Consider the following 22,112-nt stretch of genomic DNA (forward strand, 5'->3'; position numbering starts at 1 on the left):
CACCGCCATCTGGCACAACTGGACCGCAGGCACACCAGCCAAACGCTCACTGATCGCGTACGACCACTGAAGACATCGGACTCAATCATCTAGGGGATGTGTTCGCCCACCCCCTACGGCGCAGCCCCCTCCCGCAGCGCGTCGATCAGCGCCGCCACCGACGGCCGCCGTCGCGTCGTGGCGCCGACCGCGACCACGATGTGGCGGACGACCGTGTCCCGCAGCGGCACCGGCGTGATGTCCTGGGAGCGCAGCCGCAGCATCAGTTCCGTCAGCGGTGCGACGCCCAGCCCCGCGCCGACCATCGCCAGTGACGTGGCGGTGTCGGTCACCTCGTGCGCCACCCGCGGCTCGAAGCCCGCCCGGCGGCACGCGGCGCGGACCGCCCGGCCGTAGTACGAGCCGGTCGCCGGCAGGATCCAGTCGCAGTCGGCGGTCTCCGCGAGCCACCGCGGCGCGGCGCGCTCGCCCGGGTCCTTGCCGGGCGCGTCCCACGGCGGGCGTCCGCTCGGTACGGCGAGCGAGAACCGTTCGGAGCGCAGCCGTACGAGCTCCACCGCGCCGTCCCGGACGATCGGCGCGTCCGGATAGTCCAGCCCGAGCGCCAGCTCCACCCGCCCGGCGCACACCTCCGCGTACGCCTGGTCCACCTCCACCTCGCGGCTCTCCACCCGCACACCGGGATGCCGGGCACCCAGACGGCGCAGCGCCGGCGGCAGCAGCACTGCGGCCGCCGTACCGAACACCCCCAGCCGCAGCCGTGCCCGCAGCTCGCCGTCACCGCGCTCCAGCGCCGCTACCGCCTCCGCCTGCGCGGCCAGGATCCGTTCGGCGTGGGCGGCCAGGGTGTGCCCGGCGGCCGTCAGCTCCACCCGGCGCCCGGTGCGCCGGACCAGCTCCCGGCCCGTGGCCCGTTCCAGCGCCGCGATGTGCTGGGAGACCGCGCCCGGCGTATAGCCGAGGGCCGCGGCCGCCGCGGTCATCGTGCCGCTCCGGGTCAGCTCCAGCAGCGTCCTGAGCTGGGCCCCTGGCAAATCCATGGCGGCACCCTACCCAGCGGCCCCGCTCCGCCCGTCCGTGTGCCGCCTTGCCAAACCCCCTGGCGCCCAGAACTCTTAACAGATCGCCTCCAGCGACCGTCGATGGACGCGGCACGGCCCGCCCGTCACCATCTGAACCACCGGTGGAGCGCACGCCACCGGCACCGGCGAACCCGACATCCCCATCCCCCTGTCCGGCACCAGCAGACGGGAAGGCGGCCCGGATGGCTCCCACCCCGGCCTCGGCGAAGGCCCAGGTCCCCCTCCCCGAGCAGACCGACGTCGTGATCATCGGCGGCGGTGTCATCGGGGCGAGCGTCGCATTCCACCTGGCCGAGGCGGGCGTCACCGACGTGCTCCTGCTGGAGCGCGACCGGCCCGCGTCCGGCTCGTCCGGCAAACCCATCGGCGGCGTCCGCGCCCAGTTCTCCGACCCGCTCAACATCCGGCTCGGCCTGCGCAGCCTCGACGCCTGGCGGGAGTTCGCCCGGCGGCCCGGCGCCGAGATCGGACTGGACCGCGTCGGCTATCTCTTCCTCCTCGGCGACCAACGCGAACTGGACCTCTTCACCGAGGGCGTGGCGACCCAGAACGCCCACGGCGTCCCCAGCCGCATCATCACCCCGGGCGGCGCCCGGGAACTGTGCCCGTACATCGACCCCGGCAGCATCGTCGCCGCCGCCTTCTCACCCACCGACGGCCACGCCCTGCCCCGGTCCGCGGTCACCGGCTACCTGCGCGCCGCCCGCCGGCTCGGCGTGACCGTCCGCACCCACTGCCCGGCCACCGCCCTCGACACCGCCGACGGCGCCCTCCAGGCGGTCCGCACCCCGCACGGCACCGTCCGCACCCCCACCGTCATCTGCTGCGCGGGCGCCTGGTCCGGCGCCATCGGCGCGATGGCGGGCGTCGACCTCCCCGTCACCCCGCTGCGCCGGCAGATCGCCTTCACTGGACCGCTGCGCCCCGCACCGCCCCGCATCCCCTTCACCCTCGACTTCGACTCCACCCTCTACTTCCACAACGACGGCGCCGGCGGTCTGCTCATGGGCCTGTCCGACCCCGGCCAACAGCCCGGATTCCCCTGCGAGTTCAGCCGCGAATGGCTCGCCCCGTTCCGTACCGCGGCGGCCCGCCGGGCACCGGAACTCGCCCGCCTCCCGGTCGTCGACGGCTGGGCCGGCCTCTACGAGATGACCCCGGACCGCAACGCGCTGATCGGCGAGGCCCGCAGCCCCGGCCGCTTCCTGTACGCCACCGGCTTCTCCGGCCACGGCTTCCTGCAGGCCCCCGCCGTCGGGGAGCTCCTGCGCGACCTCTACCTGGGCCGGGAGCCGTTCCTCGACATCGGCCCGCTCTCCGCCAGCCGCTTCCACGACGGCACGCGCCCACAAGCCCGCCCCGAGGCCCACATCATCTGACCCCGCCCGCCACCTCACCCCGCCACGGAGCCGCATATGGTCCCCACCTGGAAACTGCGCGCCGCGTTCGCCCGCCGGCTGTCCGCCATGTACGGCACCGAAGTCCCCGCGTACACCACGCTGCTGGAGGTCACCGGGCAGGTCAACGAGGAGGTCGCGGCCCGGGATCCGGACGCGGGCCGGCTCGGCGGCATCAGCCGGGTCACCGCGGAACGCCACGGCGCGATCCGCGTCGGCACCGCCCGCGAGCTCCGCCAGGTCGCCCGGATCTTCGCCGCGTTCGGTATGCATCCGGTGGGCTTCTACGACCTGCGGGACGGCGACGAGGGCGCCGTACCCGTCGTCTCCACCGCCTTTAGGCCCCTCGCCGCCGAGGAGCTGGAACGCAACCCGTTCCGGGTCTTCACCTCGCTGCTGACCACCGCCGACCGCCGCTTCTTCGACCCCGGCCTGGCATCCCGGCTCGACACCTTCCTCGCCCGCCGGCAGCTCTTCCCGCCGGAGCTGCTCGCCCTCGCCGAGCGTGCCGAAGCCGACGCCGGACTCCCCAAGGACCAGGCCGAACGCTTCCTGGCCCATGCCGTCGCCGCGTTCGAGCTCTCCCCGGAGCCCGTCGACCGCGCCTGGTACGCCGAGCTGGAGCGGGTCTCCGCCGTCGCCGCCGACATCGGCGGGGTGACGGCCACCCACATCAACCACCTCACCCCGCGCGTCCTGGACATCGACGCCCTCTACCGGCGGATGGGGGAGCGCGGCATCACCATGATCGACCGGATCCAGGGACCCCCGCGCTGGGAGGGCCCCGACGTCCTGCTGCGCCAGACCTCCTTCCGGGCGCTGGCCGAACCCCGCACGTTCCGCGAGGCCGACGGCTCCCTCACCGACGGTTCGCTGCGGGTCCGCTTCGGCGAGGTCGAGGCCCGCGGCATCGCCCTGACCCGCGCCGGCCGGGCCCGCTACGACCACCTCATGGCGGAGACGGACCGTCGCACGGCGCACAGCCCGGGCGCCGACCGCCAGGAGGTGGCCCGCGCCCTGTGGCGCCAGGGCTTCCCCACCACCGAACACCAACTCGCCGTCACACACCAGGCGTTCTTCACCTACCGCCCGGCGCCCGGCCGGCCCCTCGACGGCCGGCGCCCGCCCGCCGACCTCGCCGGCCTGCTCGCCCACGGCTGGCTCACCGCCCACCCCCTCGTCTACGAGGACTTCCTGCCCCGCTCCGCCGCCGGCATCTTCCGCTCCAACCTGACCGAGGAGGGCACCCGCGACGCGGAGCTGGCCGGGGATCCCTTCGATGCACACCGCCTCGCCGAAGCGATCGGCCGGCCGGTGCACGACCCGTTCGCGCTCTGCGCCGAGCAGCAGGACCACTCCCTGCGGCAGGCGCTGTTCACCCTCCAGGCGAGCGCGGCGCTGCGGGCACTGGACGACGGGGAACTCATCGACACCGACCCTGCAGGCACCGCACCGGCCCGCTGACCACCGTCCACCTCACCCACCCTCCCCAGGAGTCCCGCATGCCCGCCACTCCCTCCGCCGGCCACCGCCTCCCCGACATCGCCGCCCTGCGGACCCGCGCGGCAGCCGCGCTGCGCCGCTGCGGCGTGGACCTCGACACGTACGCGGCCCGGGCGGCCGACACCGTCCTCGCCCGTACGCCGCTGACCGGCCACACCCTCGCCCACCTCCCCGCCACCACCCCCGAGCAGACCGACGAGGCGATCGGCGAGGCGCACCGTACGTTCCAGGACTGGCGCACCGTGCCCGCCCCGCGGCGCGGCGCGCTCGTCAAGCGGCTCGGCGAACTCCTCACCGCACACCGCGAAGACCTCGCCGACCTGGTCACCCTCGAAGCCGGCAAGATCCGCTCCGAGGCGCTCGGCGAAGTGCAGGAGATGATCGACATCTGCGACTTCGCCGTGGGCCTGTCCCGGCAGCTCTACGGCCGGACCATCGCCGGCGAACGGCCCGGCCACCGGCTGTCCGAGAGCTGGCACCCGCTCGGCGTGGTGGGTGTCATCTCGGCCTTCAACTTCCCCGTCGCCGTCTGGTCCTGGAACACCGCCGTCGCCCTGGTCTGCGGCGACACCGTCGTCTGGAAGCCGTCGGAGCTGACCCCGCTCACCGCGCTCGCCTGCGACGGGCTGCTCGCCCGCGCGGCCGCCGACACCGGCGCGCCGGCCGGGGTGCACCGGCTGCTGCTCGGCGCGCGGGCCTGCGGCGAGCAGCTGGTCGACGACCCGCGGGTGGCGCTGGTCAGCGCGACCGGCTCGGTGCGGATGGGACGGCAGGTCGCGCCCCGGGTGGCCGCCCGCTTCGGCCGCTGTCTGCTCGAACTCGGCGGCAACAACGCCGCCGTGGTCACCCCGTCTGCGGACCTCGACCTCACGGTCCGCGGCGTCGTCTTCTCCGCCGCGGGCACCGCGGGCCAGCGCTGTACGACGCTGCGCCGGCTGATCGTCCACGAGGACGTCGCCGACCGCCTCGTCGAGCGGATCGTGCACGCCTACGGACAGCTGCCGCTGGGCGACCCGTTCGACCCGGCCACCCTCGTCGGCCCGCTCATCACCACCACCGCCCACACGGCGATGGCCGAGGCGCTGGCCGAGGCGCAGCGCTGCGGCGGCAAGCTGCTGGCCGGCGGCGAGCGGTGCTTCCAGGCCGAGGCGCCGGACGCCGCCTATGTCCGGCCGGCGCTCGTCCGGATGCCCGAGCAGACCGAGATCGTCCGCACCGAGACCTTCGCGCCCATCCTGTACGTACTGACCTACCGCACCCTCGACGAGGCGATCGCGCTGCACAACGGCGTCCCGCAGGGGCTGTCCTCCAGCATCTTCACCCGCGACCAGCGCGAGGCCGAACGCTTCCTCGCCGCGGACGGGTCCGACTGCGGTATCGCCAACGTCAACATCGGCACGTCCGGGGCGGAGATCGGCGGCGCGTTCGGCGGCGAGAAGGAGACCGGCGGCGGCCGCGAATCGGGCTCCGACGCCTGGCGTGCCTATATGCGGCGCGCCACCAACACCGTCAACTACTCCGCCGATCTGCCGCTCGCACAGGGCGTCAGCTTCCTGTGAGCGCCGCACCGGACGGCCCGGCCCTGACCCGTCGGGCTGGTCCTAGGTGGCCCGGCCGAGGTCCCGGACGAGGGTGGGGGACGGACGGGGGATCTCGCCGAAGTCCTCGTCGTCGCTGTCGACGACGAGCCGGTTGATCACGTTCTCCAGGGCCGTCGGCAGGGCGGGGGCGAGCCCGCTGTGCCACTGGACCAGGAGGTTGTGCCGGGCCGCGTCCGGCAGCAGTTGCTTCTCGTCGAATGCGGCCACGGGCGGGCGCTCCTCGTCGGGGGTGTGCGCGGCCTGCTCGCGCCAGTACGCGGCGTCGCGGTACTCGCCGTTGCGGCGGTGGGAGAGGTACAGACAGTAGGCCGCGGTCCGGCTGCCGGCGCCGGCGCCGAAGTGCCACCAGAAGTGCGCCGCGTCGCAGCGTCCGGTGATGTGCAGCAGACAGGCGAAGACCAGCGCGCCTTCGGGGTCGATGTGGTGGTCGTTGACCAGCCGCTCCAGGCTGGACGCCGCGGCCGCGGCGTTGACCACCAGGGCGCAGGCCAGCTGGAGTTCGTGTGTGGCCTCGTCGCGGGCGCTGGGGTAGCCGCTGGGCGCGCCCCGGTCGGTGCGCACCGGCAGCACCGTCGCCCGTGGCCCGTCCGCCCCCGCGCGCAGGGCGACGGTCCGCGGGCCGGGGCCGCGGGGCGGGCCCGCGTCCGCGAGGTCACAGAAGCCGGCCAGGCCGTCGATTCCGGACACCGCGGCGGCGGCGCTCAGCAGCGTCTCGACGGTCTCCCGGCGCCCGGCCGGGCGGTGCTGCGGCATGGTCAGTTCCCCCTGGTGTTCCCCTGGTCGATGCCGAGCGCCGCGGCGAGCTTGCGCTTGCCGCGGCTCGCATAGGAGCGGACGGTGACCTCGTCGACCCCGAGCAGCCCTCCGATCTGCGCATCGCTGTAGCCGATGACATGCCGCAGCACGATCACGTCGCACTGCCGCTCCGGCAGCCGGGCGATGGCCGAGTAGAGCCCCAACTGGCTTTCCAGCATGGCGAATTGCTGCTGGCACTCGCGCAGCAGCGCCTGTGCGACGACGGCGAAGGCGGCGGTCTCGGTGAGCGCGGTGGGCTGCTCGTGGTCGTAGAGCCACTCCACCACGCGCTCCTTGAGGACCGACCAGGCGTAGGCCTCGACCGACGCCTGCCGTAGCGCGTGCGGCCACAGCCGGCCGAGCTGCTCGTACGCCGCCAGCGTGACCTCGCGGGCCGCGGCCTCGCTGCCCGTATGCAGATAGGCGTACGTCAGCCACTTACGGGCGTGCGTCGCCAGGAACGCCTCGAAGGTGATCGACAGCCGCCGGTCGGACGGGCCCGGCGCGCGGGCCGTGGGTGGGCAGCGGGAGAGCGCGGCTAACTCCCTGGTGCAGGCGTGCGCCGGGGCGCACGCTGGTAGCAGCCGGTCCCGGTCTCCGCTCACGAGGCGTCCTCGTTCCGTTCGCCGCGGACCGCTGACGGGGGCGCCGAAGCACCGGCGACAGCGGGAGGACGGTTTGCCCTCACCCTCCAATGAACAGGAAAACGGGCCCGTTTGTGGCATGGGATACGCAAAAATCTTCCGCTGCGTATTCATATGACTACGCGTGACAATGGCATGTGACGAACCGTGACAGTGACGGTGCGAATCGTCACGCCCCGTGTGGGGCACGCGCCGCGCATGATCCGGGGTGGATCGGGCAGTGCTCCCACAGCCGCGTGCCCGGAGGCGTGCCGTATACATCGGGGGCGCACAGCGCTGGAGAGTGCGCCCCCTGGTCGCCGGGACGGTGCCGGGCGGGACGCCGTACCGGGGGAGGCAGCGGACAGAAATGAGCACAAACGAGCCCGTGGTGGATCTACAGCTGGACCGCGCCCACTCGTCCCGGATCTACGACTACTTCCTGGGCGGCAAGACCAACTTCCTGGCCGACCGGATGGCCGCCGGCCAAGTCCTGGGCGTGTTCCCCGCCGCGCTGATCGCCGCCCGCATCAACCGCGAGTTCATGCACCGCGCCACCCGCTGCGCGGCCCGATCCGGACTGCGGCAGTTCCTCGACATCGGCACCGGCATCCCCACCCCGCCGAACCTCCACGACGTCGCCCAGGGCGTCGCCCCCGACGCCCGCGTGGTCTACACCGACAACGACCCGATCGTCCTCGCGCACGCCGCGGCCCTCCTGCTCAGCGCCCCCGAGGGCCGCACGGCCTACCTCCAGGCCGACGTCACCGACCCCGAGGGCATCCTCACCGCACCGCGCCTGCTCGACACCCTCGACCTGAGCCGTCCGGTCGCGCTCAGCCTCAACGCCCTGATGCACTTCGTCCCCGACGACGGCCACGACCGCGCCCACACCGTCGTCGAAACCCTCAAGTCCGCACTCCCCAGCGGCTCGATGCTGGCCATGACCCATGCGACGGCGGACTTCAGCCCCGAGGCGATGCGGAAGATCCTTGAGATCTACGCCGACGCCGGAACCGTCGTGCAGTTCCGCCCGCACGCCGCGTTCCTCCGCTTCTTCGACGGCTGGGAGCTGCTGGACCCCGGCGTCACCCTCTCCCACCAGTGGCGCCCCGACCGCCCCGAGGACGCCACCCATGTCACCGATGCGGAGGCCTCCTGCTACGCGGCCGTCGCCCGCAAGCCGTGAATCGGCGGGGCCTGCCCGCAAGCCGTGAATCGGGCGGGGCCTGCCCGCAGGAGGCCCCCGCCGCCTCACTCCTTCCGGTATCCGTACGCCTCCGCGGCCGCCGCCGCGACCGCGCCCAGATCGGCCCCCGCCGAGGCGGTGACCACCGCGGCCACCGCGCCCTCCACGAACGGCGCGTCCACCAGCCGTGCGCCCTCGGGGAGTTCATCGCCCTCCGCGATCAGCGCCTTGACGGTCAGCACCGCGCTGCCCAGGTCCACCAGGATCGCCACCCCCGCACCGCGGTCCACCCGCCGCGCCGCCTCGCAGATCAGCTCCGAGCTGGTGCCCAGTCCGCCGTCCGGCGTACCGCCCGCGGCCGCCACCGGCGCCTTGGCACCGCCGCCGGCCAGCCCGACCGCCAGCGTCGCCACGGACTCGGCGACCGGCCCGCTGTGCGACACCAGCACCACACCGACCAGCGGGCTCCCGCCGTCCCCGGCCGCGTTCACCGCGCTCACTCCGCCACCTCCGCGAGCGCCGCGAACAGCAGCGCCGACGAGGTCGCCCCCGGATCCTGATGCCCGATGCTGCGCTCGCCCAGATAGCTCGCCCTGCCCTTCCTGGCCTGCAGCGGCACGGTCGCCAGGGCGCCCTCCCCGGCCGCCTCCGCCGCCGCGTCGAACGAGGTCGCCAGCGCCGCCACCGCCGGCACCAGCGCATCGAGCATCGTCTTGTCACCCGGCGCCGATCCGCCGAGCTGCCCCACCGCCTCCACCCCGGCGCTCAGCCCCGCCCGCAGCTCCTCCGCCGACACCTGAGCCGCCTCGCCGAGCGCCTTCCCCGTACGCCGCAGCAGCGTCCCGTACAGCGGCCCGGACGCACCGCCGACACTGGAGATCAACTGCCGCCCGGCGGCGATCAGCACCGCCCCGGGCGTCGCCGGCGGCTCGCCCTCCGCCACCGCCTTCACCACGGCCGCGAACCCCCGCTGCATGTTCCTGCCGTGGTCGGCGTCACCGATCGCCGAGTCCAGCTCGGTGAGCCGGTCGGCCTCCCGGTCGATGACGGTGGCCGCCGCCGTCATCCAGCGTACGAAGAACGCGGCATCCAGGGCCGTTTCGGACACGGTCTACTCTCCTAGGTCGTTCCGTCGGTCGTTCCGTCGGTCGTGCCATCAGTCGTTGTGCGGTCACCGGGCAGGCGCACGGACCTCACCGGAGCCGGGCCCGGCGGGGTCAGGGTGCGGGCGGCGCGGTGCCTCACCGGCCCCAGCGGAGCGCCGCCGTCTGCACCGGCGCGTCCCACAGCCGCAGCAACTCCCCATCCACCTGACCCAGCGTCACCGAGCAGCCCGCCATGTCCAGCGACGTCACATAGTTCCCGACGAGCGTACGGGCCACCGCCACCCCCCGCTCGTCCAGCACCCGGCGCACCTCCGCGTTGAAGCCGTACAGCTCCAGCAGCGGCGTCGCGCCCATGCCGTTGACCAGCACCAGCACCGGCAGCCGCGGCTGAAGATCCTCCAGAATCGCCTCCACCGCGAAGTCCGCGATCTCGTGCGAGGTCATCATCGCGCGCCGCTCCCGCCCCGGCTCGCCGTGGATCCCCACCCCCAACTCCAGCTCACCGGCGGGCAGATCGAACGTCGGACTCCCCTTCGCCGGCGTCGTGCACGCACTCAGCGCCACCCCGAGGCTGCGCGAGGACTGAACGACCTGCCGGGCGACCGCCTCCACCCGCTCCAGCGGCATCCCCTCCTCGGCCGCCGCCCCGGCGATCTTCTCCACGAACAGCGTCGCACCCGTCCCGCGCCGCCCCGCCGTGAACGTCGAGTCCCGCACCGCGACATCGTCGTCCACCAACACGGAGGCGACCTGCACCCCTTCGTCCTCCGCCAGCTCCTGCGCCATCTCGAAGTTGAGCACGTCCCCCGTGTAGTTCTTCACCACGAACAACACACCGCGCCCGCTGTCCACGGCCGCCGCCGCACGCACCATCTGATCCGGCACGGGCGAGGTGAACACCTCCCCGGGGCACGCCGCATCCAGCATCCCGGGCCCGACGAACCCCCCGTGCAGCGGCTCATGCCCGCTGCCACCCCCCGACACCAGCGCCACCTTCTCCGCCACCGGCGCATCCCGCCGCACGATCACCCGGTTCTCGGCATCCACCACCAGCTCCGGATGCGCCGCGGCCATCCCCCGCAGCGCGTCGGCGACGACGGTCTCCGCGACGTTGATCAACATCTTCATGGGTGCCTCCAGGTGAGATGGGTGGTCGATTGGCGATCGATTGGCGGTCATGCCTCTGACCGGCATTTCCCCAGGTCAGAGCGGTTCCCGACAGTTTCTGATCTTGGCGGTCTATAGCGGTCTATGGCGGTCTGTGGCGGTCGTATGCGGGGTCCGGCGGGGTTGACGCTGACTTCATGCTGACTCTCCTGATGGCGTATCAGGCCTGTTCTGGACGTCACGGAGGTGACGGGCTCGCCGGTCCAAGTATCGGACCCCGAGCCGACGACGGCCCTGCTATCCGCGGGTGTCGTCGTGCCCTGAGCGGTGTCATCTTGTGTCGCCACCTTGCGTCGCCTCCAGGAAGCCCAGTGATGACCACGGAATCCGCAACCACCGCGGAGAGCCCAGTAGCGAGGACCGCCCAAACTCAGGCAAAGCCGCCCGTCCGCTTCGCGCGGATGCATGCCGAGGTTGTGCTTGCCGCACAGAGGCCATGCCTGCCCGTGACGGGGAGTCGGAGCCGTTTGGCTTTGTGCACGAGAACCGGGTTCTCGTGCACAAAGCCAGGCCGTTGCTGTTCGCCGTCATTCAGTCGAGCCTGCTTGAACGGTACGGGCGATTGACAGCGAATCCAGCCGTTCAGGCTTCCTTCTTCCTTGTCAGTGAACCTGATCGCTCTTCGGCCCGATGTCTTTGGTCCTGGTCGGAGTTTCGTCCGGGGCGAATGAGTGGTGGAAGGTGAAGGCGTGCGGCGCCGAGCCGTGGTCGTGGAGGTTCTCCAGCCTGGAAACCCCGTCCTGCCAGGTGGGTATCACGTCGTCGGCGACCCACCAGCACACGTAATTCGGGTGCTCTGCCCTCTCGAACCAGTCGTAACGCCTGGTCAGCGCCTCACGGTGCATAGCGGTGTAGACGGCGTCGACGGCGGGGCGCAGGTCGGTCCAGAGTGAGAGTGTCGTGGCCAGGGCGGTGGTTTCCACCGTACGGCCCTTGCCGTACCAGGTCGGTACGGCGAATTCTCCCCATGCACCCCAGTCCGCCCCGAAGAGCATGCCCCGGACACCGTCTGCCGCTTCAGCATGCGCGAGGTATCCGGGGTGCTGACTGATCTCCCGGTAGACGGCCTCACCAATTTCGTAGAACTCGTTCGTGAGAGGTGCGGGATCGGCGAGAGGCGACTTCAGGGCGCCGAATGTGTACAGAGCAAGATGGGGCATGCGTCTCTCCTTGGTTGAGGGTGCCTCGTGTGGGCCCGGTTCGGCGGCTTACGCATGGGGGCGAGGGTTCGTGGGGCATGACCGACTCATCCCGTCGCGGGTGGCCCGGCCTGAAGGAATTCCTGTGCGACCGTGGGCGATCGCCGAAGACGAGGTGAAGGTAGCTGCCTCTGCGGGCCATGTCGAAGTTGCGTTTTCCCTGTCCAAGTGGCCTCTTGCACAGGTCCTTGCGGGCACTGGGGCGGTGGCGCTGCCTGCCGCCGTGGAAGTCCGCATCGGCCCAGCAAATACCGAGAAGCAGCATCGACAACCCGACGACCTGACGACCCGACGACCCCGCTCAAGCCGGTGTGCCGGGGCGACGCCAGCGGCGTTGAAGCATCTCCGGATGCCGACGGTGCGGGCCCTTCGGCGCCAGCGGGTTGGTGTGCAGCGACGACTTCACATGCCCGAGGAACGAACGGCGCCGGTCCACCCCAGACGGCAGCCGGGACTTGTCGAGCTCCTTGCCGAGCTTCTTACCGATCTCCCCGTTCGCACCGAGGGAGGACTGGTGCGGGTAGAAGCCCTTCAGCAAGCCGCCGCGCTCGACAGCGCGGAGCAGCCGTAGGGGCCCTTACCTCTACCTCCCGCACCACCTCCACCGGACAGGCGCGCAGGTTCTGCCACGAGGTTTTGAACCTGCCCCGTACAGGACGCGGGGCTCGCCCCGGGGGCACGCGCACGCCATCGGCGGGAATCCGTGGTGCGGACGGCCCATCAGGATGTGGTCAGGCACGCTTGCACAATTTTCGTGGATGGCGGCAGAGCCTCGGATCCCACGAAGACGGATTCCTCGGAGAGCCGAATGGTGCGCAGCGACCTGACCTTCTTGAGACTGCTCACATCGATACTGGCCAGCGGGCTTTCGAAGGTGATGGTATGGAGATTCGGGAAGTATGCCAGCCACTCCCAGGTGGCGCCCGAGTCGGCCTCCACCCACAAATGAGTGAGGCGGGACCGGACGCAGGCAGTTTGGAACTCCTCAGGAGTGATCGTGCCTGTTATCCGGATGCGAGAACGGCCACCGAACCGTCGGAGCGCATGCAATTCCTGCGCATTCGAGACGCAGAAGTAGAGATCTTCCTCTCCTAGGTGAGCAATGACTTCCTCGGCGAATCGATCGCACTCGAAACGACTCCAGACCCTGGCCAGTTCCGAACGGACACGGAGGTCTGAGAGGTCGCGGTATTGCGCCAGTACGGAGATCGCGGCGTCGGTGGCAAGACGGGTGGCGCAAAGCACCGTGAAGTAGGCCTCGTCTTCGGAGAGCCCCTGCGGCCCGGGAAGCAGGTCCAGAACGACCGGGCCCACATCAGCCAGAGCGCGCGCCTGATCCGCCGATCGAGGCGGAATAAGCGACGCGGCTCGCTGCTCCACCTCCATTCGCACACCCGGACTCAGTTCTGTCGCATGTTCCAAACAAGCCGCTGCCAGCAGATGGAGGCGCCTGCTGTCCTTCTCGGATGTGTCGCCCCGTTCTATGAGACCGGTCAGCAGCCGCGTTCGCTCCATGGTCCGAGCGTGGGCAACGGACATCCGGATGACGTCTTCCCATTGGTCGAGATGCGCGTGCGCGATGAGGAAGTCGAAGTCAAGACCTTCCACAGCAGCCTTGGCACCCAGGTAGTCCTGAAAAGTGCGGTGAATGAAATCCATCGAACCTGCACTGGGCTCACGCAGGAGACCACTTCGGATCAGCAGGTGGTGATAGATCTCCTCAGCCGTTCCCTGATCGGCGATCTTCGGCATCGCAGGTAGTGCGTGCTCCAGCAGCTCGATGGCGTCGGCCCGGTCCATCTCGGAACGACCGTTTCGGATCATCCAGTAGGCCAGTTTCTGGATCAACTGGATGTGATGTTCCTCGCCGATGCGGATGGTGCCCGGCTTGTAGATTCCTCGCTCACGGTCACGCCGGGACAGCAACATGGAGAGGGCGGCGTCATAGACCTCCTTCCGGCCGTCTGGGAGGTAGCCACGACGGTCCTGGTGAAGGGCGCAGATCAGGGCGTACATCAGGGGGTTGGTGGCGAGCCGGCCCAGGTCTTGCTTGGCTCGTACAGATTGCAGGAGGTCTGCGGCATAGCGGTCACCAATGCCCGCGGCCTTGTGCCACCGCTTGATGAACTCGGCGACGTTCTCCCGGCTCATCGGGGCAAGGTCGAGTTCTGCGAAGTCGTCACCGACCAACCAGTCCTGGCGTACGGCCGAAGGCCGAGAAGTCACCAGCCACCGGTTGTGCGGGTAGGAACTGACCAGCTCCTGTAGCCAACGCCGAGCCTCCTGGCGTTCGCTTTCCGGGATTTCGTCGATCCCGTCGACCAGGATCAACCCACGCTTTGACCTCAACACCCTGTCGAACCACCCCGTGGGCTGGAGGCTGGCGATGGGACAGTCAACGGCAGCCAGGAACCCGTCGGGTGTGGGGAGTTTGGCGCCGCCTCGGGTCAGTGTGCGCAGCGGCAGTACAAAGGGCACCAGGCCGTAGAGGTACAGCAGACGTTCGTCGAGAGCCTTCCGCGCCGTGGATACCGCCAGCCACTGTACGAGCGTCGTCTTCCCTGATCCCGCCACGCCCCGGAGCAGCACTCGGTCACGACCGGCCAAGATGTGATCGGCGGCTGTGTTCGATCAGCGTACGAGCCACAAAAGTTGATCTCTGGGTGAAGAACTGCAGGATGTGCAGGCACGCGGTATCGAGGACGCTCGCATGAAGTGTCACCGCGTCGATGGACAAACCGATAGTGGCCGAGGGGCTCTGCGACCGCAAACGCCGGGAGAGCGCAAGGTGCCCGAGCTGCACGGCTTGCACGTCGTCCATATCGATGTAGCCGAGCGACCTCAGCGAGTCCGCTACGGCATGTGCCACAGCACGCTGTTCGTATGCTGGCAAACGTTCCTCGACGCCGGTGGACTGGGCGGCGCGGTTCACCAGTTCCTCGGCGATCTTGTGCAGATCTTCGTCCGACAGGGCTCGTTCTCGCCCTTGAACGAAACGAGCTTCGAGACGCGCAGCGGCCTGTCGACCAAACCAGCACCGGGGCCGTCAGCTACGAAGAGTCTCTTGATGAGCGGCGCCACAACGCTTGAGGCGAGGCGAGCGCCAATGGCAGCGGCTTCCATTTACTCCCCAGTTGGTGTGAGGACGGCAGCCAACCGTCGGCCCGGCAGCAGCTTAGGAGATGCAGCGATGGGTTGCCCGAGAAACAGTCCAAGCGGGTGGCCAACCATTAACCGCTGCCATGGCACTTGGTTCCCAGACCTGACGACCGATGCCGCGGTAGAGACGCGTTCAGCGTCTGCCGTGCCGCTTACCGTTCTGCCGCAGCGCGCCGGGCAGCACTGTCTCCCCTGAGGGTTGCCCGATGCGGGACAACCACTCAGCGAGCGGAGATCAGTTAGCGGCCAGGTGGTCTGCCAGGTTCAGGGCGTCGGTGGCCACGCTCAGCGCAGCGTGGAGGCCGGTGACCTCGAATGGGTGGGATGGACGACGGCAGTCCAGCCGCTGGCGCGGGGCCCGGCGGAAGCTGCCCGGTACACGCGGCGGCAGGGCGGAGTCAGACGTCTCGTCCTCGTCGAGTCCTCTCGGCGACAGCGGCCCGACCCGCGGGCCGTCACGGGGCTCCCTCGGCCGAACACTGGCCGAGTGTGAGCTGCTTGGCGTAGATACGTACCAACTCGGCCCACGTATAGCGGCCTTGGGGCTGCTCCTCCAGCAGGTGGGCGTCGCACAGCTCGGCGAGGTAGCGGCAGGTGCGCTCGATGTCCTGCCCGGCCAGCGCCGCGGCGGTCCGAACCCCCACCTGGCGTCCGGGGTGCAGCCCCAGCAGCCGGAAGAGCCGGGCGGCGCCGGTCGACAGCGCACGGTAGCTGAGGTAGAGCGTGGCTTCCACGGTCAGATCGGCCTCGTGCGCGGACAGTTCCTGGAGCCGGCGGCGCTCGTCGGCGAGCTTCTGGGTCCAGTACTCCAGCGGCCATTCCGGGTGGGCCATCAGCCGGGCCCCGGCGATCCGCAGGGCCAACGGCAGCCTGTCGCACCGCTCGACGAGCGACCGGGCCGCCTCGCGGTCCGCCTCGACGCGCTGCCGCCCCAGCGCATTGGTCAGCAGCTGCAGGGCGTCGGCCGGGGTGAGCGCCCCCACCGTCACCAGGGCGGCCCCGTCCCGGACCACCAGCCCGCTCAGCCTCCGCCGGCTGGTCACCACCGCCAGACAGCCCGGCGTCGCCGGCAGGAGGGGGCGGGCCTGGTCGGCCGTGCCGGCGTTGTCCAGCAGGACGAGCATCCGCCGTCCGGCGAGCTGCGCCCGGTAGAGCGCCGCCCGCTCCTCCACGGATTCGGGGATCCGCGCCTCGGGGACCCCCAGGGCCAGCAGGAACGCGGACAGCGCGGTGCCCGGCCGCATCGGCGGGCGCTCGAACCCCCGCAGGTCCACGAAGAGCTGACCGTCGGGGAACTCCGCGGTGAGCCGGTGCGCCCACCGCACCGCCAGCGTCGTCTTGCCGACCCCGCCCCCGCCCGCGAGCACCACACACGTGGGCCGCGGTACCCGGTCCAGGTGCTGGTCCAGCACCGCGAGCTCCCGTACGCGCCCGCAGAAGTCCCCGATTCCCGGGGGAAGCTGGGCGATGTGTGGCGGGTCGGCCGGCTGCCGGGCGGCGGCGTACGGGACGGCCGGCCGGTGGCCGGGGACGTACGGATCGGTCGGGCGGTGGCCGGGGACGTACGGCTCGGTCGGGCGGTGGTCGGGGACGTACGGATCGGTCGGGCGGTGGCCGGGGACATCCGGCGCGGGCGGCCGGTGGCGGGAGGCGTACGGTGCGGTCGGCCGGCGATCGGATCCGTACGGTGCGGTCGGCCGGCGGTCGGAGCCGTATGGTGCGGCCGTACGGCCCCCGCCGAGCACCGCCAGATAGGCCTCGCTCAGCGCCGGGCCGGGGTCGATCCCCAGCTGGTCCTTCAGCTGCCGGCGGGCTCGGTGGTAGTGATCGAGGGCCTCCGCCTGCCGGCCGCTCGCCTGCAGGGCACGCATCAACAGCGCCGTCAGCTCCTCGTCCAGCGGACGCTCGGCGATCCACGTGGTCAGCTCCGTGACCAGCTCGCCGTACCGGCCGAGCAGCAGCAGCTGCGCGCCGAGCTCCCGTAGCGCGGCCACCCGCGCCTGGTCCAGACCGGCCCCCAGCGTCCGGCGCACCCGCTCGCCCGGCACATCCGCCAGCGCCCCGCCCCGCCACAGCCCCAGCGCCCGGCGCAGCATCGCGACGGCCGCCTGCGGTCCGGCCCCCCGGGCGCCGTCTACCAGGCGGTGGAACAGGTGGACGTCCACCGCGCCCGGACCGGCGAGCAGCGCGTATCCCTGCCCGCGGGTGGCGACTTCGGCGTGCCCGTCCAGCAGCCGCCGCAGCCGGTGCACATGGTTGTGGACCACGCCCCGCGCACGGGCCGGCGGCTCCGCGTCCCAGGCCAGGTCGATCAGCCGGTTCACCGGGACCGCCTGATTGACCTCACTGATCAGCACCGCGGCCACCGTACGGAGGCGACCCGCCCCGAGGGGCAGTGGCCGGCCGTCGTCGGTCGCCATCTCCACCGGCCCTAGAAGCCGCAACTGAACCATCGTGCCCTCTGGTGCGTACAGCCGATCGGGCGCGCCATGGCTCGCCCTCGTAAAGGTAAGGACGTGGAAATCCCAGGCGGGTTGCCGCCTTTGCCCACGCTCTCACTATATGGACGTGACCCGTGAGTACGGGCCCGGCCGGACGCGGAAAGCGGCCCTCGTGAGCGCCTTGTGAGCCGGTCGTGAGCGGCACCGCCGAACCTCTTCCTGTGCCGGCCGCGACGGCGACTCCGTCCTGCCGCCCCGAACCGGCTCTCCGTTCCCCCGCGGTACGGAGCAACCTCCCCCACTCATGAAGGAGAACCATGTCCACCTCAGGTGTCCTGAAGAAGAGCCTGGCAGCGGTGGCCCTGTGTGCCGCGCTCACCGCGACCGGCGCCGCCTTCCCGGCGACGGCGTCGGCCGCCCCGGTCGCCGCCGCCGCGCCCGCGGGCGATTCCCCGGTCGACATCGGCGCCAACGCCAACCTGAACTTCAACGTCGATGTGCTCGGCATAGCCAACAAGATCGAGTCGTCGATCAAGACGGCCCAGAACCGCGAAGGCTTCGTCAAGAACCTGATGGAGTCGGCGTTCTACGCCAGCGGCGGCCAGTACAACGTCATGGTGCACAACCTCAGCCAGCCCTACGAGGAGCACGTCAACGGCGTCAAGGCATACGGCTCCGCCACCTACGACGGCGTGATCTACGGCATCTGGGTCTTCGAGGACGGCGAGTTCACGAACCAGGGCGACGGCGGCTACATCAACTGGGCCTTCAAGGGCTGGTGGGAACGCCCCAACAACGGCGGCTATGTGAAGTTCTTCCGCAACTGACGATCCTGTGACACAACGGTCCTGACTGCTGACTGCTGACTGCTGACTGCTGACTGACTGGCTGCCTGTCAGGGCCGTTGACGGCTCGGCGAAGGCTCCGGCGGGCCGTCCCCCCCCGGCCCGGGGCTCCCCTCCCCGGGCCGGGGGTTCGCCTTCGTCGCACGGCGTCCCGGGGGCGGGCGAGACCGGCGAGAAGGGCCCATCACCCACACGGGTGACGTTGCGCGTAGGGGCGTCCGGGCGGGCAAGCCATCACCCAAGCCCAACTCTCCTCGCAACGGGGGTTGTTCATGCGCCGTCTCGCCGTCGTCGTCCTCGGTACCGTCCTGCTCCTGGGCGTTTCCGCCACCCCGGCCCAAGCCGACGAAACCGCCTGCCTGGGCGGCAACGTCTCGGCGCTCGGTATCCAGGCAGACGGCCTCGCCTGCCTCGTGCTTCCCCTCTAGCCGTAGTGGCGGCCCCTGCCGTCGGTGCGCGGGGCGGGATTGTCAGACCCTCGTGCCAAGCTCTTCAGGTCATCGTCGAGTTGACCAAGGTGCCGCACAAATGACCTCCATCGAAGAGCACACACCGCTCGCACTGGCCTTCCGGCTGGCCGACCCCTCGCTCAGCGGCGCGCTGCTGGCGCGGCTGCGGCACGAGGCCCTTCCGCTGCTGAGAAGGGCGCCGGAGCTGCCCGCCCACACGGTGGAGGCGATCGTCGCCGCAGGGGACCGTGAGCTGCGTACGGCGCTGGCGCGCAACAGGGAGCCGGGCGGCTGCAGCCGGGCGGCCCGGCTGCGGCTCGCCGCGTCCGGCGATCCGCAGATCGGCCACGCCCTCTACCGCACCGGGTACGCGCTCCAAGACCCCGGTCTCCAGGCCGCGGTGCTGGCCGCCGCCGACCCGGCCGAACCGGACTGGTCCGCGCCGGGCGGACTGGTCGAGACGCTGCTCGGCCTGACGGAACCGCGGAGCACCACGCCGCCCCTCCCGCTGCTGGCGCCCGCCCTCAAGGGACCGTTCCCGCACGTCGTGGCCGCGGCCCTGCCCGTGCTCGCGCCGTACCTTCCGCTCACCGCGGTGCTGGAAGCCTGCGGTTCCCTGCTCGCGCACGCCGGTGCCCAGGCGCTGACGGAGCTCGCCGGCAAGGTCGAGGACGCGTGCCACCCGGGCCTCGCGGAGCTGCTGCGCGAGGCCGCCGCCGCACCGGACCCGGCAGCAGTGCTCCACGACCGGCAGACACCGGGGGAGTGGGCGGACCCGGCGGCCCTCGACGTCCTGCTGCGGCTCCGCCAGGGCCGCACGGAGGACGACGACCGGATGCCGGTGCACATACGGCTGGACTGGGACGCGGTGCGAGGCGAGCACCGGCGACGGCAGTTCAGCGAGGGTGCCCTGGCCGCCCTGAGCCAATGGCCGGACTGCCCCGAGGACCTGGTGCTGGAGGCCTTCCGCACCGACCCGTGGAAGACCGCGGCCAAGGCGGCACGCCTGCCGATCGAGGCGCTCGCCGGAGGAGCGGCCGACGGGCGGCGGTTCGACGCCGCCTCGTTCGCCAGGCGTGGCATCGAGGAGTGGGCGTGGCCCGTCGAACGGGTCCTGGCGGAGGTCGGGCCCGCCCGCTCGCTGCTCGCCGAGCTGCCGTACGACCAGGAACCCGTCCGCGCGGCCGTCACACAGCTGCTGGCCCCGCTCGGCACCGACCACACCGCCTGGCTGACCCTGTACAAGCGCCTGCCGCGGTTCCAGGGCTCCGCCGCCGCGCTCATCGCCAACGTGTGCGCCTCCGGGAGCCGGCGCACCACCACCTGGCCCCGCCCGCAGGACGTGACCTTCTCGGCGGTCGAGCCCACCGAGCCCCGCGCGGTGTTCCTCAGGCTTCTCGGCTGTGTGGCCGAGGAGGTGCAGCTGGCGCTCGTACCCCACCTCGACCGGCGCATGCTGCAGCAGCTGCTGGTCTTCGGCAGCCCCACGCAGCGGGTCCAGGACGAGGCCGTCGCGGTGCACGGCCCGGTCATGGCCGAGGCCCAGATAGCCGGTTCCGGTCTGTGGGACAGGGTGCCGGCGCTGCTGGACCGGGACGACCCGCGGGTCAACGCGAGGCTGTTCGAGACCGTGTGGCTCACGCGGGAGCAGCGCGCACGGATCCTCGCGGGCGTCGGCCGCGACGGTACGCGGGTGCCGCTGGACGACCGGATCCCGGCGCTCCTGAAGGAGTGTCACCTCGGCGAGAACCGCGAGTGGATCACGGCGGGTATCGCCTCCGGTGACCCGGAGGTCGTGGACATCGTCCTGGCGCGGATCCGGCTGTACACCGAGGCGGGCCGGCTGCGGGTGGTCATCGCCCTGTGGGAACGGCAGGGCCCGGACGCGGTCCGCGAGATCCTGCGCCCCGCCCGCTTCACCGGGCACAAGCACCCCTGGCCCCAGCGCACCCAGCACGTCGTGCACCAGGCCCTGGACGCCCCCGAGGGGCTCAAGGACCTGCGCGTACGGCTGGCCGCCGAGGAAGAACCCGCCCATGTCGCCGCCTACCTGCGCAACGGCACCGCCGACACGGTGGGCATCAGGACGGAACGCATCCGCAACGTCGTCCAGGAGGGCGGCGAGCTCCCGTGGGCCGAGCTGGTGCGCGCCAACGCCGACACACCCCTTCCGGACGGCCTGCTGGCCGCGCTCACGGAACGGTCGGACTGCCCGCGGGAGCTCTACCTGGAGCTGCTGCGGCGCACCGCCCTCCTGGACGAACTCCGGCCCTGGGGGCTGCGGTCGCCCCTCCGGGAGGGGACGATCACGACGGCCGACCTGCTGCGGCACCTGCCCGTGGCCGAGGACCTGCTGTACTTCGCGACCGACGCGCCACCAGAAGCCTGGGCCCGTGGCCTGGTCGAAGCGCGAAAGCTGACCCGGCAGCACCTCGGCACCGATGTGGAGGCATGGGCGGTGGCCCTGCGCCTGCTGCCCGGATTCCAGGGGACGCTGCCGGAGCTCCTCGCCACGGCGGCGGCCGTCGTCGGCTGACGCCTCGGACTTCCCGGCGGGCGCCGTGGCCGGGCCGATCACCGGACTGCGGCTGATCGGCGGCCGCCGCACCCGGTACCTGCGGTGAGCCGCCCCGGCCCGGCAGCCGATGTGCGCTGCACGGGGCCGGGGTTGCCGTGGCCGTGAGTACCTAGGGGGCGGGCGAACAGATCCCGTAGGGGACGCGAGCGCCCCCTGCGGGGCCACAACGGGGCGGGGGCGGGGGATATTCCCGTGGAGGCCCGACCCCAAGGCCCGGCCCCAAGGCCCGGCCCCAAGGCCCGACCCCAAGGCCCGACCCCAAGGCCCGACCCCAAGGTCCGGCCTAATGCCCGGCCCCAGGCGCGGACCTAGGCCCAGTCCTTAAGGCCAAGGCCCGGCCCTAAGGCCGGTAGATGCACGCCGCCAGTGGTGCGTGTGTCTTCCAGCCCAGTGTTTCGTAGAGCGCGCGGCCCTCGTCGGTTGCGCCGAGGATGCCGAGGGTCGCGTCCTCGGCCACGGCGTGGTCGGCGAGGGTGCGCATCACCAGGCTGCCCAGGCCGCGACGGCGGTGTGTCTCCTGGGTGATGACGCGGTCGACGACCGTGGCCCTCCCGAGGACCGCCATCTGCCCCTGGGCGGCCAACTCGCCCTCTGCGTCGTGTACTTCGAGGTGTACGACGCCGCCGCGGGTCTCGACGGACACGGTGTAGCCCTCGGGCGTCACCGGGGCCGTGGCCGTCAGGTCCGCCGCCATCAGATGGCCCGCCTCGGCCTTGTCCACCACCCAGCCCGCGGGGAGCCAGCGGCCGATGCGGTCCGGATCCATGGGCACCTTGAGCCAGGTGTGCGGCACGGTCACCGAAGCGGCCGCCTCCCGTACCGCCGACTCCTCGGCGTCGGACAGGACATGGCGGCCCACCTGGTCGGGCTTGCCGACCTCGATGTAGCACCCCCAGGGCTGCTCGGCCGGCGGCGGGGTGGCGCGGGACACGGCCCAGCCGGCCGCCCAGGTCCTGGTGAGTTCCGGAACCATCTCAG

20 protein-coding genes are annotated in these 22,112 nt (G+C 71.5%); 7 read left to right on the forward strand and 13 right to left on the reverse strand.

What is annotated here, in order from left to right:
* Window positions 1–113 precede the first annotated feature (113 nt).
* Entirely contained in the window at window positions 114–1,040 is a 927-nt protein-coding gene (locus ACWD6P_RS04675) for a LysR family transcriptional regulator (protein WP_451442554.1), read from the reverse strand.
* A gap of 224 nt (window positions 1,041–1,264) precedes the next feature.
* Here ACWD6P_RS04675 and ACWD6P_RS04680 point away from each other — a divergent pair, with 224 nt between their 5' ends.
* From ACWD6P_RS04680 to amaB, 3 genes are read left to right on the forward strand one after another with little or no spacing between them, the layout of a single operon-like run.
* Window positions 1,265–2,461 (forward strand): NAD(P)/FAD-dependent oxidoreductase, encoded by a 1,197-nt coding sequence (locus tag ACWD6P_RS04680; protein WP_451442555.1) that lies wholly within the window; start codon window positions 1,265–1,267, stop codon window positions 2,459–2,461.
* A 36-nt stretch (window positions 2,462–2,497) separates the two neighbouring features.
* On the forward strand, window positions 2,498–3,943 hold the full coding sequence (gene hglS, locus ACWD6P_RS04685) for a 2-oxoadipate dioxygenase/decarboxylase (protein WP_451442556.1): 1,446 nt from the start codon (window positions 2,498–2,500) through the stop codon (window positions 3,941–3,943).
* Window positions 3,944–3,981: 38 nt separating this feature from the next.
* The gene (gene amaB / locus ACWD6P_RS04690) at window positions 3,982–5,541 is read left to right on the forward strand and encodes an L-piperidine-6-carboxylate dehydrogenase (RefSeq protein WP_451442557.1); all 1,560 of its coding nucleotides are present in this window, start codon (window positions 3,982–3,984) and stop codon (window positions 5,539–5,541) included.
* A gap of 42 nt (window positions 5,542–5,583) precedes the next feature.
* Here amaB and ACWD6P_RS04695 read toward each other — a convergent pair whose 3' ends face one another.
* Both ACWD6P_RS04695 and ACWD6P_RS04700 read right to left on the reverse strand, forming a co-directional pair.
* Window positions 5,584–6,336 carry a hypothetical protein gene (locus ACWD6P_RS04695; protein ID WP_451442558.1) on the reverse strand — a complete coding sequence of 251 codons (753 nt, stop codon included), beginning with the start codon at window positions 6,334–6,336 and terminating at the stop codon, window positions 5,584–5,586.
* Between the two features lie 2 nt (window positions 6,337–6,338).
* On the reverse strand, window positions 6,339–6,983 hold the full coding sequence (locus tag ACWD6P_RS04700; RefSeq protein ID WP_451442559.1) for an RNA polymerase sigma factor: 645 nt from the start codon (window positions 6,981–6,983) through the stop codon (window positions 6,339–6,341).
* A 388-nt stretch (window positions 6,984–7,371) separates the two neighbouring features.
* Between ACWD6P_RS04700 and ACWD6P_RS04705 the strand changes: the two genes are divergently transcribed.
* Window positions 7,372–8,190, forward strand: a complete 819-nt coding sequence (locus ACWD6P_RS04705) for an SAM-dependent methyltransferase (RefSeq protein ID WP_451442560.1) — start codon at window positions 7,372–7,374, stop codon at window positions 8,188–8,190.
* Window positions 8,191–8,255: 65 nt separating this feature from the next.
* Here ACWD6P_RS04705 and ACWD6P_RS04710 read toward each other — a convergent pair whose 3' ends face one another.
* The 9 genes from ACWD6P_RS04710 to ACWD6P_RS04750 form a co-directional block, all read right to left on the reverse strand.
* Window positions 8,256–8,690: a PTS-dependent dihydroxyacetone kinase phosphotransferase subunit DhaM gene (locus ACWD6P_RS04710; protein ID WP_451442561.1), complete on the reverse strand. Its 435-nt coding sequence runs from the start codon at window positions 8,688–8,690 to the stop codon at window positions 8,256–8,258.
* Window positions 8,687–9,298 (reverse strand): dihydroxyacetone kinase subunit DhaL, encoded by a 612-nt coding sequence (gene dhaL, locus ACWD6P_RS04715; protein ID WP_451442562.1) that lies wholly within the window; start codon window positions 9,296–9,298, stop codon window positions 8,687–8,689. The genes ACWD6P_RS04710 and dhaL overlap by 4 nt, the downstream gene beginning before the upstream one ends.
* Window positions 9,299–9,431: 133 nt before the next feature.
* Window positions 9,432–10,424 (reverse strand): dihydroxyacetone kinase subunit DhaK, encoded by a 993-nt coding sequence (dhaK, locus tag ACWD6P_RS04720; protein WP_451442563.1) that lies wholly within the window; start codon window positions 10,422–10,424, stop codon window positions 9,432–9,434.
* Between the two features lie 641 nt (window positions 10,425–11,065).
* On the reverse strand, window positions 11,066–11,623 hold the full coding sequence (locus tag ACWD6P_RS04725; protein ID WP_451442564.1) for a DUF3291 domain-containing protein: 558 nt from the start codon (window positions 11,621–11,623) through the stop codon (window positions 11,066–11,068).
* A 340-nt stretch (window positions 11,624–11,963) separates the two neighbouring features.
* Window positions 11,964–12,200: a hypothetical protein gene (locus tag ACWD6P_RS04730; RefSeq protein ID WP_451442565.1), complete on the reverse strand. Its 237-nt coding sequence runs from the start codon at window positions 12,198–12,200 to the stop codon at window positions 11,964–11,966.
* 182 nt (window positions 12,201–12,382) lie between these two features.
* Complete coding sequence (locus tag ACWD6P_RS04735) at window positions 12,383–14,269, reverse strand: NACHT domain-containing protein (RefSeq protein ID WP_451442566.1); 1,887 nt, start codon at window positions 14,267–14,269, stop codon at window positions 12,383–12,385.
* Window positions 14,256–14,594 carry an NACHT N-terminal Helical domain 1-containing protein gene (locus ACWD6P_RS04740; RefSeq protein WP_451442567.1) on the reverse strand — a complete coding sequence of 113 codons (339 nt, stop codon included), beginning with the start codon at window positions 14,592–14,594 and terminating at the stop codon, window positions 14,256–14,258. The genes ACWD6P_RS04735 and ACWD6P_RS04740 overlap by 14 nt, the downstream gene beginning before the upstream one ends.
* The gene (locus ACWD6P_RS04745) at window positions 14,591–14,785 is read right to left on the reverse strand and encodes an NACHT N-terminal Helical domain 1-containing protein (protein WP_451442568.1); all 195 of its coding nucleotides are present in this window, start codon (window positions 14,783–14,785) and stop codon (window positions 14,591–14,593) included. The genes ACWD6P_RS04740 and ACWD6P_RS04745 overlap by 4 nt, the downstream gene beginning before the upstream one ends.
* Window positions 14,786–15,276: 491 nt before the next feature.
* Window positions 15,277–17,241: a BTAD domain-containing putative transcriptional regulator gene (locus ACWD6P_RS04750; RefSeq protein WP_451442569.1), complete on the reverse strand. Its 1,965-nt coding sequence runs from the start codon at window positions 17,239–17,241 to the stop codon at window positions 15,277–15,279.
* 338 nt (window positions 17,242–17,579) lie between these two features.
* On the opposite strand from ACWD6P_RS04750, the gene ACWD6P_RS04755 reads away from it, so the two are divergent.
* The 3 genes from ACWD6P_RS04755 to ACWD6P_RS04765 all read left to right on the forward strand — a co-directional run bounded on the left by ACWD6P_RS04755 (window position 17,580) and on the right by ACWD6P_RS04765 (window position 21,092).
* Window positions 17,580–18,089, forward strand: a complete 510-nt coding sequence (locus ACWD6P_RS04755) for a stress protein (RefSeq protein WP_451442570.1) — start codon at window positions 17,580–17,582, stop codon at window positions 18,087–18,089.
* Between the two features lie 290 nt (window positions 18,090–18,379).
* A complete protein-coding gene (locus tag ACWD6P_RS04760) occupies window positions 18,380–18,535 on the forward strand; it encodes a hypothetical protein (protein ID WP_451442571.1) in 156 nt (51 codons plus the stop codon).
* Between the two features lie 100 nt (window positions 18,536–18,635).
* Window positions 18,636–21,092, forward strand: coding sequence for a hypothetical protein (locus tag ACWD6P_RS04765; RefSeq protein ID WP_451442572.1), 2,457 nt, complete (start codon window positions 18,636–18,638; stop codon window positions 21,090–21,092).
* Between the two features lie 382 nt (window positions 21,093–21,474).
* Here ACWD6P_RS04765 and ACWD6P_RS04770 read toward each other — a convergent pair whose 3' ends face one another.
* Complete coding sequence (locus tag ACWD6P_RS04770; protein ID WP_451442573.1) at window positions 21,475–22,107, reverse strand: GNAT family N-acetyltransferase; 633 nt, start codon at window positions 22,105–22,107, stop codon at window positions 21,475–21,477.
* Window positions 22,108–22,112: the final 5 nt, after the last annotated feature.

It is taken from the genome of Streptomyces sp. NPDC002446, assembly GCF_053595675.1.

Coding starts and splice junctions, on each gene's coding strand:
- ACWD6P_RS04750 (WP_451442569.1), bottom strand. CDS start 17,241: ATGGCGACCGACGACGGCCGGCCACTGCCCCTCGGGGCGGGTCGCCTC.
- amaB (WP_451442557.1), top strand. CDS start 3,982: ATGCCCGCCACTCCCTCCGCCGGCCACCGCCTCCCCGACATCGCCGCC.
- ACWD6P_RS04755 (WP_451442570.1), top strand. CDS start 17,580: ATGTCCACCTCAGGTGTCCTGAAGAAGAGCCTGGCAGCGGTGGCCCTG.
- ACWD6P_RS04675 (WP_451442554.1), bottom strand. CDS start 1,040: ATGGATTTGCCAGGGGCCCAGCTCAGGACGCTGCTGGAGCTGACCCGG.
- ACWD6P_RS04705 (WP_451442560.1), top strand. CDS start 7,372: ATGAGCACAAACGAGCCCGTGGTGGATCTACAGCTGGACCGCGCCCAC.
- ACWD6P_RS04680 (WP_451442555.1), top strand. CDS start 1,265: ATGGCTCCCACCCCGGCCTCGGCGAAGGCCCAGGTCCCCCTCCCCGAG.
- hglS (WP_451442556.1), top strand. CDS start 2,498: ATGGTCCCCACCTGGAAACTGCGCGCCGCGTTCGCCCGCCGGCTGTCC.
- ACWD6P_RS04760 (WP_451442571.1), top strand. CDS start 18,380: ATGCGCCGTCTCGCCGTCGTCGTCCTCGGTACCGTCCTGCTCCTGGGC.
- ACWD6P_RS04695 (WP_451442558.1), bottom strand. CDS start 6,336: ATGCCGCAGCACCGCCCGGCCGGGCGCCGGGAGACCGTCGAGACGCTG.
- ACWD6P_RS04765 (WP_451442572.1), top strand. CDS start 18,636: ATGACCTCCATCGAAGAGCACACACCGCTCGCACTGGCCTTCCGGCTG.
- ACWD6P_RS04725 (WP_451442564.1), bottom strand. CDS start 11,623: ATGCCCCATCTTGCTCTGTACACATTCGGCGCCCTGAAGTCGCCTCTC.
- ACWD6P_RS04745 (WP_451442568.1), bottom strand. CDS start 14,785: ATGGAAGCCGCTGCCATTGGCGCTCGCCTCGCCTCAAGCGTTGTGGCG.
- ACWD6P_RS04770 (WP_451442573.1), bottom strand. CDS start 22,107: ATGGTTCCGGAACTCACCAGGACCTGGGCGGCCGGCTGGGCCGTGTCC.
- dhaK (WP_451442563.1), bottom strand. CDS start 10,424: ATGAAGATGTTGATCAACGTCGCGGAGACCGTCGTCGCCGACGCGCTG.